Source organism: Stappia albiluteola, from assembly GCF_014050225.1.
Taxonomy (GTDB): Bacteria; Pseudomonadota; Alphaproteobacteria; order Rhizobiales; family Stappiaceae; genus Hongsoonwoonella; species Hongsoonwoonella albiluteola.
In genome coordinates, this window is sequence record NZ_JACFXV010000062.1 from 22,520 (window position 1) to 38,481 (window position 15,962).

Annotated in this window: 15 protein-coding genes; 13 read left to right on the forward strand and 2 right to left on the reverse strand. The window is 62.7% G+C overall.

From position 1 onward, the window contains the following. Positions 1-274: 274 nt before the first annotated feature. The 8 genes from coxB (at position 275) to H2509_RS14780 (ending at position 6,941) form a co-directional block, all read left to right on the forward strand. Complete coding sequence (gene coxB / locus H2509_RS14745; RefSeq protein ID WP_328805086.1) at positions 275-1,183, forward strand: cytochrome c oxidase subunit II; 909 nt, start codon at positions 275-277, stop codon at positions 1,181-1,183. A 75-nt stretch (positions 1,184-1,258) separates the two neighbouring features. Next, entirely contained in the window at positions 1,259-2,857 is a 1,599-nt protein-coding gene (gene ctaD, locus H2509_RS14750) for a cytochrome c oxidase subunit I (protein ID WP_182166571.1), read from the forward strand. Positions 2,858-2,965: 108 nt separating this feature from the next. After that, complete coding sequence (locus H2509_RS14755; protein ID WP_182166573.1) at positions 2,966-3,910, forward strand: heme o synthase; 945 nt, start codon at positions 2,966-2,968, stop codon at positions 3,908-3,910. Beyond that, positions 3,910-4,065: a hypothetical protein gene (locus H2509_RS14760; RefSeq protein ID WP_209001990.1), complete on the forward strand. Its 156-nt coding sequence runs from the start codon at positions 3,910-3,912 to the stop codon at positions 4,063-4,065. Before H2509_RS14755 ends, H2509_RS14760 begins: the two co-directional genes overlap by 1 nt. 26 nt (positions 4,066-4,091) lie before the next feature. Then, positions 4,092-4,709 (forward strand): cytochrome c oxidase assembly protein, encoded by a 618-nt coding sequence (locus H2509_RS14765; protein WP_182166575.1) that lies wholly within the window; start codon positions 4,092-4,094, stop codon positions 4,707-4,709. Between the two features lie 48 nt (positions 4,710-4,757). Next, positions 4,758-5,630: a cytochrome c oxidase subunit 3 gene (locus H2509_RS14770; protein ID WP_182166577.1), complete on the forward strand. Its 873-nt coding sequence runs from the start codon at positions 4,758-4,760 to the stop codon at positions 5,628-5,630. Positions 5,631-5,770: 140 nt separating this feature from the next. Next, positions 5,771-6,163 (forward strand): DUF983 domain-containing protein, encoded by a 393-nt coding sequence (locus H2509_RS14775; RefSeq protein WP_182166580.1) that lies wholly within the window; start codon positions 5,771-5,773, stop codon positions 6,161-6,163. After that, positions 6,153-6,941: an SURF1 family protein gene (locus tag H2509_RS14780; RefSeq protein ID WP_209001981.1), complete on the forward strand. Its 789-nt coding sequence runs from the start codon at positions 6,153-6,155 to the stop codon at positions 6,939-6,941. Before H2509_RS14775 ends, H2509_RS14780 begins: the two co-directional genes overlap by 11 nt. Before the next feature lie 65 nt (positions 6,942-7,006). Here H2509_RS14780 and H2509_RS14785 read toward each other — a convergent pair whose 3' ends face one another. Further along, a complete protein-coding gene (locus H2509_RS14785) occupies positions 7,007-7,492 on the reverse strand; it encodes a peroxiredoxin (RefSeq protein WP_182166582.1) in 486 nt (161 codons plus the stop codon). 133 nt (positions 7,493-7,625) lie between these two features. Continuing rightward, positions 7,626-8,462: a protein-disulfide reductase DsbD domain-containing protein gene (locus H2509_RS14790; RefSeq protein WP_182166584.1), complete on the reverse strand. Its 837-nt coding sequence runs from the start codon at positions 8,460-8,462 to the stop codon at positions 7,626-7,628. A 293-nt stretch (positions 8,463-8,755) separates the two neighbouring features. On the opposite strand from H2509_RS14790, the gene H2509_RS14795 reads away from it, so the two are divergent. From H2509_RS14795 to H2509_RS14815, 5 genes are all read left to right on the forward strand, one after another. Continuing rightward, entirely contained in the window at positions 8,756-9,340 is a 585-nt protein-coding gene (locus tag H2509_RS14795; protein WP_408022682.1) for a YqgE/AlgH family protein, read from the forward strand. Positions 9,341-9,594: 254 nt separating this feature from the next. Next, on the forward strand, positions 9,595-11,001 hold the full coding sequence (gene thrC, locus H2509_RS14800; RefSeq protein ID WP_182166588.1) for a threonine synthase: 1,407 nt from the start codon (positions 9,595-9,597) through the stop codon (positions 10,999-11,001). A gap of 4 nt (positions 11,002-11,005) precedes the next feature. Then, on the forward strand, positions 11,006-12,295 hold the full coding sequence (locus tag H2509_RS14805) for a M16 family metallopeptidase (protein WP_182166591.1): 1,290 nt from the start codon (positions 11,006-11,008) through the stop codon (positions 12,293-12,295). Positions 12,296-12,310: 15 nt separating this feature from the next. Next, positions 12,311-12,967, forward strand: a complete 657-nt coding sequence (locus H2509_RS14810; RefSeq protein WP_182166593.1) for a GNAT family N-acetyltransferase — start codon at positions 12,311-12,313, stop codon at positions 12,965-12,967. Between the two features lies 1 nt (position 12,968). After that, positions 12,969-15,899 (forward strand): EAL domain-containing protein, encoded by a 2,931-nt coding sequence (locus tag H2509_RS14815; RefSeq protein ID WP_182166719.1) that lies wholly within the window; start codon positions 12,969-12,971, stop codon positions 15,897-15,899. The last annotated feature ends 63 nt before the right edge of the window (positions 15,900-15,962 follow it).

Consider the following 15,962-nt stretch of genomic DNA (forward strand, 5'->3'; position numbering starts at 1 on the left):
AACCTTATTGCGGTCGAGGCCGGCTTGTGGTTTCACATGCGCGACTATGATCTCGATCAAGCGGGGCTGCGGCGTTTCGCCGCTGGTCGCTGCTTTCGATCATGCAGTATGTGGCTGTTTGCGTATTATACTGCGTCGAATTTATGGTCATTCCGGCATGAGGTCTACCGCGCGCCATCAAGAAGGCGCGCTGGCCGCCAGGCTGGACGACCACGTTTTGGTGAAGGACCCGGCCGCAAAACGGGGGCTGAGGGTCAGGGAAGGGAGCGTAGACGTGACGAATACGGTCAAGCGTCTTACAGCGGGAATTGCCGGCGTCGCCGGATTTGCGGGCCAGGCAGCCGCGTCGCAGCCTGTGCCGTGGCAGACTGGCCTTCAGCCGTCCGTCACGAGCGTTATGGATGACATTCACTGGTTCAACGGCTTCACGTTGGCCATCATCACGGTCATCACGCTTTTCGTTTTGGCGCTTCTGATTGTCTGCATCACGCGCTTCAGCGCCAAGGCCAATCCGCAGCCGTCCCGCACCTCCCACAATACACTCATAGAGGTGCTGTGGACCGTGGTGCCGATCCTGATTCTGGTCGTGATCGCGGTGCCGTCCTTCCGCCTGCTGTTCAAGCAGCTTGAAATCCCGTCCTATGACATGACGGTCAAGGCGACCGGCTATCAGTGGTACTGGGGCTACGAGTACACTGACGAGAACATGGATGGCCTCTCCTTCGAGGCCTACATGCTGCAGGATGACGGGCGCGAGGAGCGCGCTTCCCAGCAGGGCGTTTCCGTTGATCAGTTTCCGCGCCTCCTTGCCGCCGACAACGAGCTCGTTGTGCCGGTGGGCAAGACGGTCCGCGTGCAGGTCACGGCCAACGACGTCATCCATGCCTTCGCCATGCCGGCCTTCGGCGTGAAAGTGGACGCCGTTCCGGGGCGCCTGAACGAGACCTGGTTCCGCGCCGACCAGACCGGCGTGTATTACGGCCAGTGTTCCGAGCTCTGCGGCAAGGATCATGCCTTCATGCCGATCGCCGTTCGCGTTGTGACCGAGGAGCAGTTTTCGGCCTGGGCCGAGGCCGCGAAATCCGACCTGGAGCAGGCGAACAAGGATCTTTGGGCTGCGATCGCGGCGGAAAAGAAGACGGCCCAAAAGGCTGTCACGCCGATTGCCGTGGCCAACCGCTGATCGGTTGAAGGACGCACGGGCGGCGCCTTCTGTGCGGCGCCGCCTCGCACAAGTTCGAAAGAGGGAGCTTCACTCATGGCCACTGCGACCGACGCGCATGGCGCCCACGACCACCCGACAGGGTGGACCCGCTGGGTCTACTCGACCAATCACAAGGACATCGGCGTCCTTTATCTCTGCTTCGCCATCTGCGCCGGCATTGTCGGCGGCCTGCTTTCGGTCGGCATTCGCCTCGAGCTGCAGCAGCCCGGCATGCAGATCTTCTCCGATCCGCATCTGTTCAATGTGTTCACGACGGCGCACGGCCTGATCATGATCTTCTTCATGGTGATGCCGGCCCTGATCGGCGGCTTCGCCAACTTCTTCGTGCCCATCATGATCGGCGCGCCGGACATGGCGTTCCCGCGCATGAACAACATCTCCTTCTGGCTGCTCCCGCCGGCCTTTATCCTGCTGCTGCTGTCGCTATTCGTCGAAGGCCCTCCTGGTGGCAACGGCGTCGGCGGCGGCTGGACGGTCTATCCGCCGCTCTCGACCTCCGGTCAGCCCGGTCCCGCCATGGATCTGGCGATCCTGTCGCTGCACATTGCCGGTGCTTCGTCGATCCTCGGCGCGATCAACTTCATCACCACCATCTTCAACATGCGCGCGCCCGGCATGACGCTGCACAAGATGCCGCTCTTCGCCTGGTCCGTGCTCGTGACGGCCTTCCTGCTCGTGCTCTCCCTGCCGGTTCTGGCGGGCGGCATCACGATGCTGCTGACCGACCGCAATTTCGGGACGACCTTCTTCGACCCGGCCGGCGGCGGTGACCCGATCCTTTTCCAGCACCTGTTCTGGTTCTTCGGTCACCCGGAAGTGTACATCCTGATCCTGCCGGCCTTCGGCATCATCAGCCACATCATCTCCACCTTCTCCAGGAAGCCGATCTTCGGATATCTCGGCATGGCCTATGCCATGGTGGCGATCGGCGTCGTCGGTTTCATCGTGTGGGCGCACCACATGTTCACCGTCGGCCTCGACGTGAAGACGCAGGCGTATTTCGTTGCCGCGACCATGGTGATCGCCGTGCCGACGGGCGTGAAGGTGTTCTCCTGGATCGCCACGATGTGGGGCGGCTCGATCCAGTTCCGCACGCCGATGCTGTGGGCAATCGGCTTCATCTTCCTGTTCACCGTCGGCGGCGTGACGGGCGTTCAGCTCGCCAATGCCGGTCTCGATCGCGCGCTGCATGACACCTATTACGTGGTGGCCCACTTCCACTACGTGCTGTCTCTCGGCGCCGTGTTCGGCATCTTCGCGGGCTGGTACTACTGGTTCCCGAAGATGTTCGGCTACATGTACAACGAGACGATCGGCAAGGCGCATTTCTGGATCACCTTCATCGGCGTCAACCTGATCTTCTTCCCGCAGCACTTCCTGGGTCTGGCCGGCATGCCGCGCCGCTATGTCGACTACCCGGATGCCTTCGCCGGCTGGAATGCGATCTCCTCCTACGGCTCCTATATCTCGGCCTTTGCCGTGCTGGTTTTCCTCTACGGCATTGTGGAGGCATTCAGCCGCAAGCGCGCCGCTGCGGACAATCCGTGGGGCGAAGGTGCCACGACGCTCGAGTGGACGCTGTCGTCGCCGCCGCCGTATCACCAGTTCGAGACGCTGCCGCGGATCAAGTAACAGGCAGGCGGCGCGCGGGATTGCCGTGCGCCGCCCGCAGATCTCGGGAATATCGCGCCATCGGTCGCACGACATGGACGGCGCGTGGAATTCAAGGGAAGTCGAAGGATGTCATTGGCGGAAGTCCGGGAAGAGATGGTCGACGAAGCCTGGGCCGGCGGGCAGGGCGGCGTTGGCGACTATCTCGCTCTGCTGAAGCCGCGCGTCATGTCGCTCGTCATCTTCACCGCATTGGTGGGAATTGCGATCGCACCAGGCGGCATTCATCCGGTTCTCGGCTTCACGGCACTGCTATGCATCGCAATCGGCGCCGGAGCGTCGGGTGCGCTGAATATGTGGTACGACGCGGATATCGACCGGGTGATGTCCCGCACCCGTAACCGGCCGATCCCGGCCGGCAAGGTGACGCGGAGCGAGGCGCTGGCCTTCGGCATGACGCTCGCGGTGCTCTCGGTCCTCGTGCTCGGCCTGCTGGTGAACTGGCTTTCGGCCGGACTGCTCGCCTTCACGATTTTCTTCTATGTCGTCATCTACACGATGTGGCTGAAGCGCTCGACGCCGCAAAACATCGTCATCGGCGGTGCCGCGGGAGCATTCCCGCCAATGGTTGGCTGGGCAGCGGTAACCGGCAGCGTGAGTCTTGAGAGCATTGTCCTGTTCCTCATCATCTTCATGTGGACGCCGCCGCATTTCTGGGCGCTGGCGCTGTTCAAGTCGAGCGACTACGAAGCGGCCGGCGTGCCCATGATGCCGGTGGTGGCGGGAGATGCCTCTACCCGGAACCAGATCCTGCTCTACTCGCTGATTCTGGCGCCTGTCGGTGTGCTCCCCTATGCGCTCGGCTTCGGCGGCCTGGTCTACGGCGTCACGTCTGGCGTGCTCGGCGCGGCGTTCCTGTTGCTCGCCTACCGGGTCTGGCGGAACCGGGAGGGGGATGAGGCGCGCCGTTCGGCGATCCGTCTGTTCTCTTTCTCGATCCTCTATCTCTTCCTGCTCTTTGCCGTCCTGCTGGGTGAGCACCTGGCGGTCTCGCTGCTAACCGGTGTCGCATGATGGCTGAGGAAGGTATCCGGCTGACGGCGGAGCAGAAGAAGCGGCGGCGGGCGCGGAACATTGCCATCGCCGCGGCAATCGGAGCGCTCGTGGTGCTGTTTTACGTCGTCACGATCGTGAAGCTCGGGCCGGGCGTGTTGAACCGGCCGATCTGAGGAAAGAGTGTGAAAGTAGTGGCAGCATGAGCGAAGCCCCGGAAAAGACGCGTGAAGAGACAGCGCTGAACCGCAGCAATCGCAAGATCGCGCTCGCGGTAGGAGGCGTCTTTTTCGCGATGGTCGGCGTCGCCTATGCGTCCGTTCCACTCTATGAGCTTTTTTGCCGGGTCACCGGCTACGGCGGGACGACGCAGCGCTCCGACGCCGGGGCCGACACGATCATCGATCGCGAGATCACAATTCGCTTCGACGCGAACGTGAATTCGCGGCTCGGTTGGGAATTCAGGCCGCTGCAGCGGACGATAACGCTGAAGATGGGTGAGACGGCGCAGGTCGCCTATTACGCCGCCAATCTCGGCGCCGCCGACAGCATCGGAACGTCCGTCTTCAACGTCACGCCCTTCGAGGCTGGCGCCTATTTCAACAAGATCGAGTGCTTCTGCTTCACCGAACAGGAACTGGCGAGCGGGGAATCGGTCGAGATGCCGGTGGTGTTCTTTGTCGATCCGGAAATGGACAAGGACGAAGACCTGAAGCACGTGAGGGAGATTACGCTCTCCTACACGTTCTTTCCGGCTGCGGATGCGGAAAAGCCGGTGGCGTCAGCGCCGCGATCCGGCTTGACCAAGGATAATCTTTGATTGCGGCGGCATAGCCGACGCTTGGTGTAAAATCGGGGGAAGCCACCCATGGCCCATACCAAGAACCATGACTACCATCTTGTCGATCCGAGCCCGTGGCCGTTTATCGGCGCCATTGGTGCGCTGCTTACCGCACTCGGCGCCATCGGCTGGATGAAATCGGCGCAGGGCGTCTCTTTCGACATTTTCGGCATCGACCTGACGGGTTGGGGGCTCTTCGCCGTCGGCATGCTGATCGTGCTCTACACGATGTTCGGCTGGTGGCGCGATACCATCCGCGAATCCATCAAGGGCGACCATACGCCGGTCGTGCAGCTTCATCTGCGCTACGGCATGCTGCTGTTCATCGCGTCGGAAGTGATGTTCTTCGTGGCGTGGTTCTGGGCTTTCTTCGATGCATCGCTCTTCGCGGGCGAGGCGCAGCAATTCGGCCGTATCGAGGCAACCGGCGGCGTCTGGCCGCCCCACGGCATCGAGACCTTCGATCCCTGGCACCTGCCGCTTCTCAACACGCTGATCCTGCTCACCTCCGGCACCACGGTTACCTGGGCGCATCACGCGCTGCTGCACAACGACCGGCAGGGTCTGAAGTGGGGCCTCGCTCTGACGGTGATCCTGGGCGTGCTCTTCACCGCGACCCAGGCCTACGAATACGCCCATGCGGCCTTCGACTTCTCCGGCAACATCTATGGTGCGACATTCTTCATGGCGACGGGCTTCCACGGCTTCCATGTGATCGTCGGCACGATCTTTCTTGCCGTGTGCCTGATCCGCGCTGCGATCGGCCAGTTCACGGTAGAGAAGCATTTCGGCTTCGAGGCGGCTGCCTGGTACTGGCACTTCGTTGACGTGGTGTGGCTGTTCCTCTTCGCCGCCATCTATATCTGGGGTGGCGGGTCGCACTTCCACAACACGTACTGAGCGGTTGGCGCAGGGAGCGCCAATGCGTTCCCGCCGGTACGTTCGGCCGCTGAGCCATGAACCTTGGAGAGGCCGCTCACGACAGGATCGTGGCGGCCTTTGCGCTATTCGGCCGAATGCTTGCGAGCGAGGGAGAGCCGATGAGTAATCAGCATCCGATGGACAAGGCATTGTATCCGCCGCTCAGTCCGCTGAGCACGGGCTGGAGGGGGCGTTGCCCCCGCTGCGGGCAGGGGCGGCTCTTCAAGGGCTTCATCACGCCCGTCGAACGATGCTCGAACTGCGGGCTCGACCTCAATTTTGCGGATTCCGGTGACGGGCCGGCGGTCTTCATCATCATGATCGTCGGCTTCATCATTGTCGGCCTGGCGCTTGCGATGGAGTTCACGCTCGCGCCGCCGATCTGGGTGCACATGATCATCTGGCTGCCGCTGACGGTCGGCCTGGCGCTTGGCATGCTTCGCCCGCTGAAAGGACTGATGATCGCCCAGCAATATCGGCACAGCGCCCAGGAGGGCCGCCTTGACGATTGAGGGTGCTGACTTGCCTCGCGCATCAAGACCGGTCTGGCGCATCCTGCTTTGGCCGACCATAGCGGCGGCACTTGGCTTTGCCGTTCTTCTCAGCCTCGGTATCTGGCAGGTGCAACGGCTTGCCTGGAAGGAAAGCCTGATCGCGCGGGTGAACGAGCGGCTCGACCTGGCACCCGTCGCCTTGCCCGGCCCCGGCCAATGGGCGGAGTTCGATACCGACCGGTGGGATTACCGTGCCGTGGCGGCGGAAGGCCGGTTCCTGCCGGGCGAACTCTACTACTACATTGCGCTCGGCAAGGCGAACGGACCGCTGAACGGACCGGGCTACTTCGTCTATTCGCCTTTCGAGACGGAGCAGGGCTTCGTCGTGATGGTCAATCGCGGCTTCGTGCCGGACGGCCAGCGCCTGCCCGAGGCCAGGCCGGGCAGCGACGCCCCGTCGGGCGAAGTGCGCATATCCGGACTGCTGCGGCGTGCCGAGGTGCCGAACTACCTGTCAGTGGAACCCGATCTGGCCAAGCGGATATGGTTCGTGCGCGAGCCGGAGAGAATGGCCGACAGCCTTGGAGTCTCGGGGTTGGCCGTGGCGCCCTACGCGGTCGATCTCGGCGCCGATGCGACGCTTAGCGGAGGGTTGCCGCAGGCGGGCGAAACGATCGTGTCCTTCACGAACAATCATCTGCAATATGCGGGAACCTGGTTCGGCCTGGCTGCCGTGCTTCTTGTGATGTATGCGCTTTTCGTACGTTCGCGGCTGTCTGTCAGGAAGGCCGAGTAGCGGTTCCGGCCGGAATGAAAAAGCCCGCCGGAGGGCGGGCTTGATAGGCGCTTTAAATGTAGCGATCAAAGCGCTTCAAGTATCGCAGCAGCCCCCGAAACGGTCGCCTGCCCCGGTGCATCCTCGACGTTGAGCGCGGTCACGACACCGTCCTTGACGATCATGGAGTAGCGCTTCGAGCGGATACCGAGGCCGCCGGCAGTGGCGTCCAGCTCCAGGCCGATCGCCTTGGCGAAATTCGCGCTGCCATCGGCAAGAAAGGTGATTCTGCCTTCACCACCTGTCGATTTCGCCCAGGCATCCATCACGAAGACATCATTGACGCTGACAACGGCGATCGTTTCGACGCCCTTGGCCTTGATTGCCCGTTCGTTTTCCAGAAACCCAGGCAGGTGGTTGCGATGGCATGTCGGCGTGAAGGCGCCGGGTACGGCAAAGAGCACCACGGTCCGGCCGCTGAAGATATCTGCGGTCGTGACCTCGGCCGGACCGTCGGCGGTCATGATCTTGAACGAGGCTTCGGGAAGACGATCGCCAACCTTGATGCTCATGAAACTCCCTCCTTGAAAGATGCCGGCGTGTTCGCACTCTGACTTCGGGCGCGCATCGCCTGCCTGCGGTGATAGGGCGGCCAGGGGCCGCCGTCGAGAGCGATCTGCATCAGGCGACCGGAATTAGCCCCGATCAGTTACCGGCGGAGAGCGGAATTTCGGTTCGATATTCCACCGCTGCGTCTCCGTGCGTCAGCACCAGGAGAAGCGGTGCCTTGTCTCCGTTCGGCAGAAGGCCGTCCGTCGAAAGCTCGAATACCGCGCTTTTTCCGGATGCCTCCACGAGGCGTGGAACCTCGATATAGGAGCCCGGTGCCCCTTCCGCGAAAAGATCGAAAGGCGTCGAGCCGTCGGCAAGTTCGACCGATATTCGAAGCATCTTGCCGGCGCCGGGGCCGGTGATGGATGCGATGCGCGGCGCGGCGTCGTTTTGCGGCTTCGGCAACGCCTTCGACGCGGCGTCGAGCTTCGCCCGCATTTCCTCGTCCGCCGCGGTTTCCGGAGACAGGATGAGCGACAGTTCGGCCTGTGCCGGCACGCAGATTTCCCGGCAGATGCCGAAGCGCACATCGGCGCTGAGCGTGACCGGCCTTGTCTTGTCCTCGGCCTCCAGCCGGACCGGCAGGACCACCTGGTCGTGATAGACTATCGCGGTTGAATAGCCGTCGTAGAAGCGCTCGGGGGCGGGAAACAGCAGGGTTGCCGCCGCAAGATTCGTCGAAGCCTGGAAATCAGCTTCCGTCGGCACGCCGGATTCGCCCGGGAAGCGCCAGTAGATATGCCAGCCCGGCTCTAGCTCGAATTCGAGACCGGCGTCGTAGGCGCCGTTATCTCCGCCTGCCGCAATGAGGCGTACCCGTCCGCCCATGACATCGGTCCAGTCCGTCACGGCCGCCGCCGCCGGCTGCGCCACCATCGACGCAAGGGCAAGGAAGCATGCAATAAGGTAGGAAGCGGAAGAATTGCGCATGGTGAACAACGATCTCGGCCCGTCCCTTAGATGGTCTGTCTGGCGGAAGCCTAACCGATTTCAGGTGAACCTGCCTCAACCCCGCGCCGGCAAGGCCGTCAGTTCTCCGTGAAGTCGCGAAATGGAGGGGTGTGGCCAAGGATCAAGGGTCGTCCGGCGGCACTGGTCCACGAAAGTGAGCGGGTATGGACTGGCAAAGTGGCGAGCGATTAACAATAATATTGTGTAAATGTAAGTGTGATTCACATGATGTTGGGTCATGCGGCCGATTGCGGCAACGTGTGAGGATGGAGATGGAGCGCGGGTATCTTGATGGCCAGTTCCTGATCGCCATGCCAAGCATGGAGGACGGACGGTTTGCGCACAGCGTCGTCTATGTCTGCGCCCATTCCGAAGAAGGGGCCATGGGAATTATCCTCAACCAGTCGGCCTCGAACCTGACCTTTGCCGACCTTCTGCAGCAGCTCGACATCATCGAGGAGGGCGATCCCATCCGCCTGCCGTCTCCCGCAGACCGCATGCTGGTGCATCGTGGCGGACCGGTTGAAACAGGGCGCGGCTTCGTCTTGCACACGGACGACTTCTTCATCGAAAGCTCCACACTGCCGATCGATGACGGCATTTGCCTGACCGCCACCTTGGAGATCCTGAAGGCGATCGCCGAGGGGCGCGGCCCCGAACAGGCGCTTCTTGCGCTCGGTTATGCCGGCTGGGCGCCGGGCCAGCTTGAAAGCGAGATCCAGTCGAATGGCTGGCTCACCGCGCCGGCCGACCCGCTGATCATCTTCGATCGGGACAACGCGACGAAATGGGAGCGGGCACTGGCGCTCATCGGTATCGACGCCGGGATGCTTTCCAGCGACATAGGCCATGCCTGAATATCATGGCGGCGGGTTCGGCTTGCTGAATTCGGGCAACAATCCTGACTGACGCGCTTGTCGCCGATTGCGCGGGGCGATAGGGTGCGCGCTTGGCTCGTCGCAACGCCGTTGCTGTTATGACGCGGTGCAATGCGGCCAGTCTGGCAAGCGGTAATCCTGCGTGACAAGCAGGGACGGATCAACCCGCGCGCAGCGCCCCGCAGCGCGCGGATAGGCCGTGTGTGACGCGGCAACGGAGGAAGGCTGCAGTCGTGAAATATGTGAGTACGCGAGGCGAGGCACCGGTTCTTGATTTTGCCGAAGTGTTGTTGACCGGGCTTGCGCGCGACGGGGGGCTCTATGTTCCTGAGACATGGCCCCGGCTCGATGAAACGACGATTGCAGGCTTTGCCGGCAAATCCTATTCGGACGTGGCTCTTGCGGTGATCGAGCCCTTCGTTGGCTCCGCCATAGCCCGGGAGGATCTGGCGAAGCTGATTTCGGGCGCCTATTCATCCTTCGGCCATCCGGCTGTGACGCCGCTCGTGCAGATCGCGCCCAACCGCTTTGTACTCGAACTCTTCCACGGTCCGACGCTCGCCTTCAAGGACGTGGCGATGCAGCTCCTCGGCCGGCTGATGGACCACGTGCTGGAAGCGCGTGGCGAACGGGCGACGATCGTCGGCGCGACATCCGGCGATACGGGCGGTGCGGCGATCGAGGCCTTCCGCGGACGCGATCGCACCGATGTCTTCATCCTCTTTCCCGATGGCCGCGTTTCACCTGTGCAGCGGCGGCAGATGACGACGCCGAAGGAAGCGAATGTTCATTCGCTTGCGGTGTCCGGCAATTTCGACGATTGCCAGTCGATCCTGAAGGGGATGTTCAATCATTTCTCTTTCCGCGACCAGGTCCGCCTTGCGGGGGTCAATTCCATCAACTGGGCGCGCATCGTCGCGCAGGTCGTCTACTATTTCGTCGCGGGCGTCGCACTCGGTGCCCCGCATCGTGCGGTGTCCTTTACGGTGCCGACGGGCAACTTCGGCGATATCTTCGCCGGCTTTGTCGCCAAGCGGATAGGATTGCCGATCGACAGGCTGGTGATCGCCACCAATGCCAACGATATCCTCGCCCGCACCTTCGCGACCGGCAGCTATGCGATGGCAGGTGTCAGCCCCACCATGTCGCCATCGATGGACATTCAGATCTCCTCCAATTTCGAGCGACTGCTGTTTGAGGCCTATGATCGGGACGGCGCGGCGGTACGCCGCCTGATGCAGGGGCTTGGACAGTCCGGGTCTTTCCAGATCGGGTCCGCCGAGATGGCGGCGATGCGGTCGGAATTCAGCGCCGGCCGCTGCGGTGAGGACGATACGGCGGCCACGATCCGCGAGACGCTGGCCGAGACCGGCTATCTGGTCGACCCTCACACGGCCACCGGTGTCAAGGTGGCGAAGGAGCAGGGTGAAAGTGCCGTTCCGATGGTTGTACTCGGTACCGCTCATCCGGCAAAATTCCCCGATGCGGTGGAGAAGGCCTGCGGCGTGCGTCCCGGGCTCCCTGCCAGGCTTGAGCACATCCTGACGGACGAGGAGCGCATGACGGTTCTGCCGGCGGACCAGGGAGTGATCGAGGACCATGTCGCCCGCTTCGCCAGAGCCGTGCGTCAGGGAGCCTGAGAACATGACTGTCGAGATTACCAGGCTTGCCAACGGACTGACGGTCGTAACCGACACCATGCCGCATCTGGCGACAGCCGCTCTCGGCGTTTGGGTGCATGGCGGTTCCCGGTCCGAACAGCCGTCGCAAAACGGGATCACCCATCTTCTGGAGCATATGGCTTTCAAGGGGACGGCCCGGCGCAGCGCCCGCCAGATTGCCGAGGAAATAGAGGCTGTCGGCGGCGAGCTCAATGCGGCGACCAGCGTCGAGCATACCAACTACTATGCCCGCGTTCTGGCCGAGGACGTTCCTTTGGCCATCGACATCCTGTCCGACATCCTTCTTAATTCGACCTTCGACGCCGAGGAGCTTGCCCGCGAGAAGCATGTAATCTTGCAGGAGATCGGTGCCGCCCACGATAGTCCGGACGACAAGGTATTCGATCTCTTTCAGGAGATGGCCTGGGCCCGGCAGGCGATCGGCCGGCCGATCCTCGGCACGCCGGAACGGGTGATGTCCTTCACGCCCGACGACCTCAAGAGCTATCTGTCCACACACTACCGCGGGCCGCAGATGGTGCTGGCCGCTGCGGGGAAGGTCGATCACCGGCAGATCGTCGCGTTGGCTGAGGAGCGCTTTTCGGGTGTTCCGGGGGACGCGGCGCCGGTGGACGCCGACGCCAGCTACACGGGCGGCTCGAACCGGCTCGAGCGCGATCTGATGGAAGTCCAGTTCCTGCTCGGCTTCGAGGGCAAACCCTACAAGGCGGACGATTACTACGCTATCCAGGTTCTTGCCTCGGTCATGGGTGGCGGCATGTCCTCGCGCCTGTTCCAGGAAGTACGGGAAGCGCGCGGGCTGTGCTATGCGATCTATTCCTTCCACTGGGCCTTTCGCGACACCGGACTGTTCGGCGTTCACGCGGCAACCGGCCAGGAGGATGTGGAAGAACTGATTCCCGTGATCCTCGGCGAGTTGTCGCGCGCAAGCCTCGATATTTCTCAGGAGGAAATCGAACGTTCAAAGGCGCAGATCCGTGCCGGGCTGTTGATGTCCCTGGAAAGTCCCGCGGCGCGTGCCGGGCAGATTGCCCGTCAGATCATGATCCACGGCCGGGTGCTGACGCTCGATGAGATCGAAGGGAAGATCGGAGCTGTCGATGCCGACCAGGTTCGCCGGCTTGCCGCTGATACCTTCACCGGCGCGGACCCTACCATGGCGGCAATCGGGCCGCTCGATCGCGTCATGTCGCTGGACAGCCTTTCCGCCCGCCTCGGCTCACCCTTGCGGCGCGCGGCCGGTATATCGTGAGCGGGAGCGGCGGCGATGGTCTTCCTGCGGTCCGTCGGCTTCCCCGAGCGTGAGAGCATCCTGGCGGGCCGCAGGATTTATCTGAGGGCGCCCGCCGCCCACGACTATGTCCCATGGGCGGCGCTTCGCGAGGAAAGCCGCAGCTTCCTGAAACCCTGGGAGCCTCGCTGGCCGGAGGACGACCTGAGCCGGGCCTCCTTTCGCCGCCGCCTCAGGCGATACGCGCGGGAGATGCGCGAAGACAAGGCCTATCCCTTCTTTCTTTTCAAGGCGGATGACGGATGCCTCGTCGGCGGGGCGACGCTTTCCAACATTCGCCGTGGCGTCGCGCAATCCTGCTCGCTGGGCTACTGGATGGGCGCACCCTTCGCCGGCCAGGGTTTCATGAGCGAAGCCGTGCGCCTTCTGGTGCCGCATGCATTCAGCCGGCTTCGGCTCCATCGGGTGGAGGCTGCCTGCCTGCCACACAACGCCGCCTCCATTACCCTCCTTCAAAATGCCGGATTTCAACGCGAGGGCTACGCCCGCCGATATCTGTGCATCGACGGGCGCTGGGAGGATCACGTCCTTTTCGCCCGCATCTCGGACGATCCGGATCCCGACCTGATTCCGGCCGAGGCGCTGAATGCCGAAGATCCTGGTTCGGGGATACGAGAAAAAGAAGCCTTGTGACATGCCGGCCAAGCCGATACTCCTGCCCGGCATCACCCTTACGCGCACGGGAGCCATCTTGCGATCCTTCGTCATTCTGCTTTCGACGCTGATCGTTCTCCTGGCGGGCGGATTGTCAGCCCTGGCGCTTGAGGCGATTCCCGTGCCGCTCGACGCGGAAGCGCTCGACCTGACGAATTCGATCGAACGCTACCCGAATGTGGGGCCCGGCCTGCAGGTCTCCACCGCGCCGGGAGCGGATGGCATCGTGCGGCGCATCGAGGTGAATTCCCGCAACGACGAGAACTCGAGCTGGGCCGTCTTTGCGCTTTCCAACCCGAGCGACGAACAGATCGATCGCCTTATCGTGGCTCCGTTCTTTCGTCTGGTCGGCTCCCAGGTGGTGTGGCCTGATCTCGGCTCATCGCGCATCGTTTCCATGACGCCCAGCCAGGGATTTTCACCCGAACGCCAGAAGAGCCAGGAGGCGGATGTCTTTCTGATTACGCTCGACCCGGGTGCCGTCGTCACATTCGTCCTGGAGCTTCGCACGACGACGTTGCCGCAGATCCGCCTCTGGCAGCCGGAGGTCTACAAGGAGACGGTCAACGCCTACACGCTCTACCGCGGCATCATTCTGGGCATTTCCGGCCTGCTCGCCCTGTTTTTGACCATCCTTTTCGTGGTCAAGGGGACGGTGATGTTTCCCGCGACCGCGATCCTCGCCTGGTCGGTTCTTGCTTACCTGTGCATCGACTTCGGCTTCTGGAACCGGGTTTTCCAGCTCATTCCGGGTGACGACCAACTGTATCGCGCGTCTGCCGAGGTGGCGCTGGCTGCAAGCCTGATCGTCTTCCTCTACGCCTATCTCAACCTCAATCGCTGGCACATCCGATACAGCCATCTGGTGCTGGGCACCCTGATCCTGGTGCTGGGGCTGCTGGGGGTTGCGGTCTGGGATCCATCGGTTGCCGCCGGCATAGCCCGCATGTCGCTCGGCGTCATCGCCATCCTCGGATTCGTCGTCATCTCGGTGCTCGCGTTCCAGGGCTACGACCGGGCGATCATGCTGGTGCCGACCTGGGTCCTGCTGATTGCCTGGATGATCGGCGCCGCCATGACAATCACCGGGGCGCTTGCCAATGACATCGTCCAGCCGGCGCTTGCCGGCGGACTCGTGCTGATCGTCTTGCTGATTGGCTTCACGGTGATGCAGCACGCATTTGCGGGCGGCGCGATCGTCCAGGGATTGATTTCCGATGTTGAACGACGGGCCCTGGCCCTTACTGGATCGGGCGACATCATCTGGGACTGGGACGTCGACCGCGACCGCATTACCACCGGCAACGAGGTGGAAGACCTGCTTGGCATGAAGCGCGGCGTTCTTGACGGCCCGGCCCGCGACTGGCTCGATTTTCTCCATCCACAGGACCGCGATCGGTTCAGGGCGACCCTGGACGCGGTCGTTGATCAGCGCAGGGGCAGGATCTCTCAGGTTTTCCGCCTGCGTGCAGAAGACGGGCATTTCCGCTGGCTCAGGCTCCGGGCACGGCCGATCGTCGGTTCCGATGGCGAGGTGATCCGGTGCGTCGGCACGCTGCTGGATGTCACCGAGCAGAAGATTGCCGAAGAACGGCTCCTGCACGATGCGGTGCATGACAATCTCACCGGACTGCCCAACCGCGAGATCTTCATGGATCGCGTGGATGCCGCGGTTGCCAGGGCGAAGGCGGAAGGCAACGGCCGTCCCACAGTGCTGATCATCAATCTCGATCGCTTCAAGCAGGTCAATGACACGATCGGTCTCTCGGCGGGCGACAGCATCCTGCTGACTGTCGCGCGCCGTCTCGGACGGCAATTGAAGCCGCTCGATTCCGTCGCGCGTATCTCCGGCGATACCTATGGCCTGCTGCTCTTGTCGGAACAGGCCGCGGATCGTATCGCAACCTTCGCCGATACATTGCGCAAGGCGCTGCGGTCGCCGATCACCTTCGGCGATCGCGAGGTTTTCCTCACGGCCTCCATCGGCGTTTCTATTTTCGAGAGCGGTCAGGTTCGCCCGGATGAACTCATTGGCGACGCCGAAATCGCGATGAACCACGCCAAGCGCCTGGGTGGCGACCGGGTTGAGATTTATCGCCCGACCCTGCGTTCGGCGTCCGTCCATACGGTGGAACTGGAGGCGGATCTTCGCAAAGCCCTGGAAACCGACGGCATTTCGGTCTCCTATCAACCGATCGTTCGCCTCGTCGACCGGGCGATCGCCGGTTTCGAAGTCTTGGCGCGCTGGAACCATCCGGTACGCGGGCCGATTTCCCCAAGCGAATTCATTCCCGTCGCCGAGCAGTCCGGTCTCATCAACGATCTCGGCCTTTTCGTGCTGGAGCGCGGCGCCAGGCAACTCGCCGAATGGCAGCAGAAATTCCGGGCGCCGGCACCACTCTTCATTTCCGTCAATATTTCGTCCCGTCAGCTCCTGCGGCAGGATCTGATCAACGACGTCAAGGCGATCCTGTCGCGCTCTCTGCTTTCGCCGGGCACGCTGAAACTCGAACTCACCGAATCGATGGTGATGAGCAATCCGGAATATTCCGCCAAAGTGCTGGAGAGGCTGCGCGAGCTTGGCGCCGGCCTGTCCCTCGATGATTTCGGGACCGGCTATTCAAGCCTGAGCTATCTGCAGCGCTTCCGCTTCGACACGATCAAGATCGACCAGTCTTTCGTCAGGCCGAACGGGCGCAGCGCGAGGCCGGTCATTCTGCGGTCCATCGTGGCGCTTGGCCATGATCTCGGCATGCAGGTGGTCGCGGAAGGGGCGGAGACGGAGTCGGATGCGCTCGAACTCTACCAACTCGGATGCGAATATGCGCAGGGCTTCCTTTTCGGCCAGCCCATGCCGCCGGCGGAAGCGACCAAGCTGCTGCAGTCGGAAACGCGGCTCGAGCACGCGTGATTTGACACTCCGGCGCCCATTCGCGCAGGTGGCGAAGATCGTGCTCCCTTCCGATTGCGGATG

Coding starts and splice junctions, on each gene's coding strand:
- ctaD (WP_182166571.1), top strand. CDS start 1,259: ATGGCCACTGCGACCGACGCGCATGGCGCCCACGACCACCCGACAGGG.
- H2509_RS14755 (WP_182166573.1), top strand. CDS start 2,966: ATGTCATTGGCGGAAGTCCGGGAAGAGATGGTCGACGAAGCCTGGGCC.
- H2509_RS14760 (WP_209001990.1), top strand. CDS start 3,910: ATGGCTGAGGAAGGTATCCGGCTGACGGCGGAGCAGAAGAAGCGGCGG.
- H2509_RS14765 (WP_182166575.1), top strand. CDS start 4,092: ATGAGCGAAGCCCCGGAAAAGACGCGTGAAGAGACAGCGCTGAACCGC.
- H2509_RS14770 (WP_182166577.1), top strand. CDS start 4,758: ATGGCCCATACCAAGAACCATGACTACCATCTTGTCGATCCGAGCCCG.
- H2509_RS14775 (WP_182166580.1), top strand. CDS start 5,771: ATGAGTAATCAGCATCCGATGGACAAGGCATTGTATCCGCCGCTCAGT.
- H2509_RS14785 (WP_182166582.1), bottom strand. CDS start 7,492: ATGAGCATCAAGGTTGGCGATCGTCTTCCCGAAGCCTCGTTCAAGATC.
- H2509_RS14790 (WP_182166584.1), bottom strand. CDS start 8,462: ATGCGCAATTCTTCCGCTTCCTACCTTATTGCATGCTTCCTTGCCCTT.
- H2509_RS14795 (WP_408022682.1), top strand. CDS start 8,756: ATGGAGCGCGGGTATCTTGATGGCCAGTTCCTGATCGCCATGCCAAGC.
- H2509_RS14805 (WP_182166591.1), top strand. CDS start 11,006: ATGACTGTCGAGATTACCAGGCTTGCCAACGGACTGACGGTCGTAACC.
- H2509_RS14810 (WP_182166593.1), top strand. CDS start 12,311: ATGGTCTTCCTGCGGTCCGTCGGCTTCCCCGAGCGTGAGAGCATCCTG.
- H2509_RS14815 (WP_182166719.1), top strand. CDS start 12,969: ATGCCGGCCAAGCCGATACTCCTGCCCGGCATCACCCTTACGCGCACG.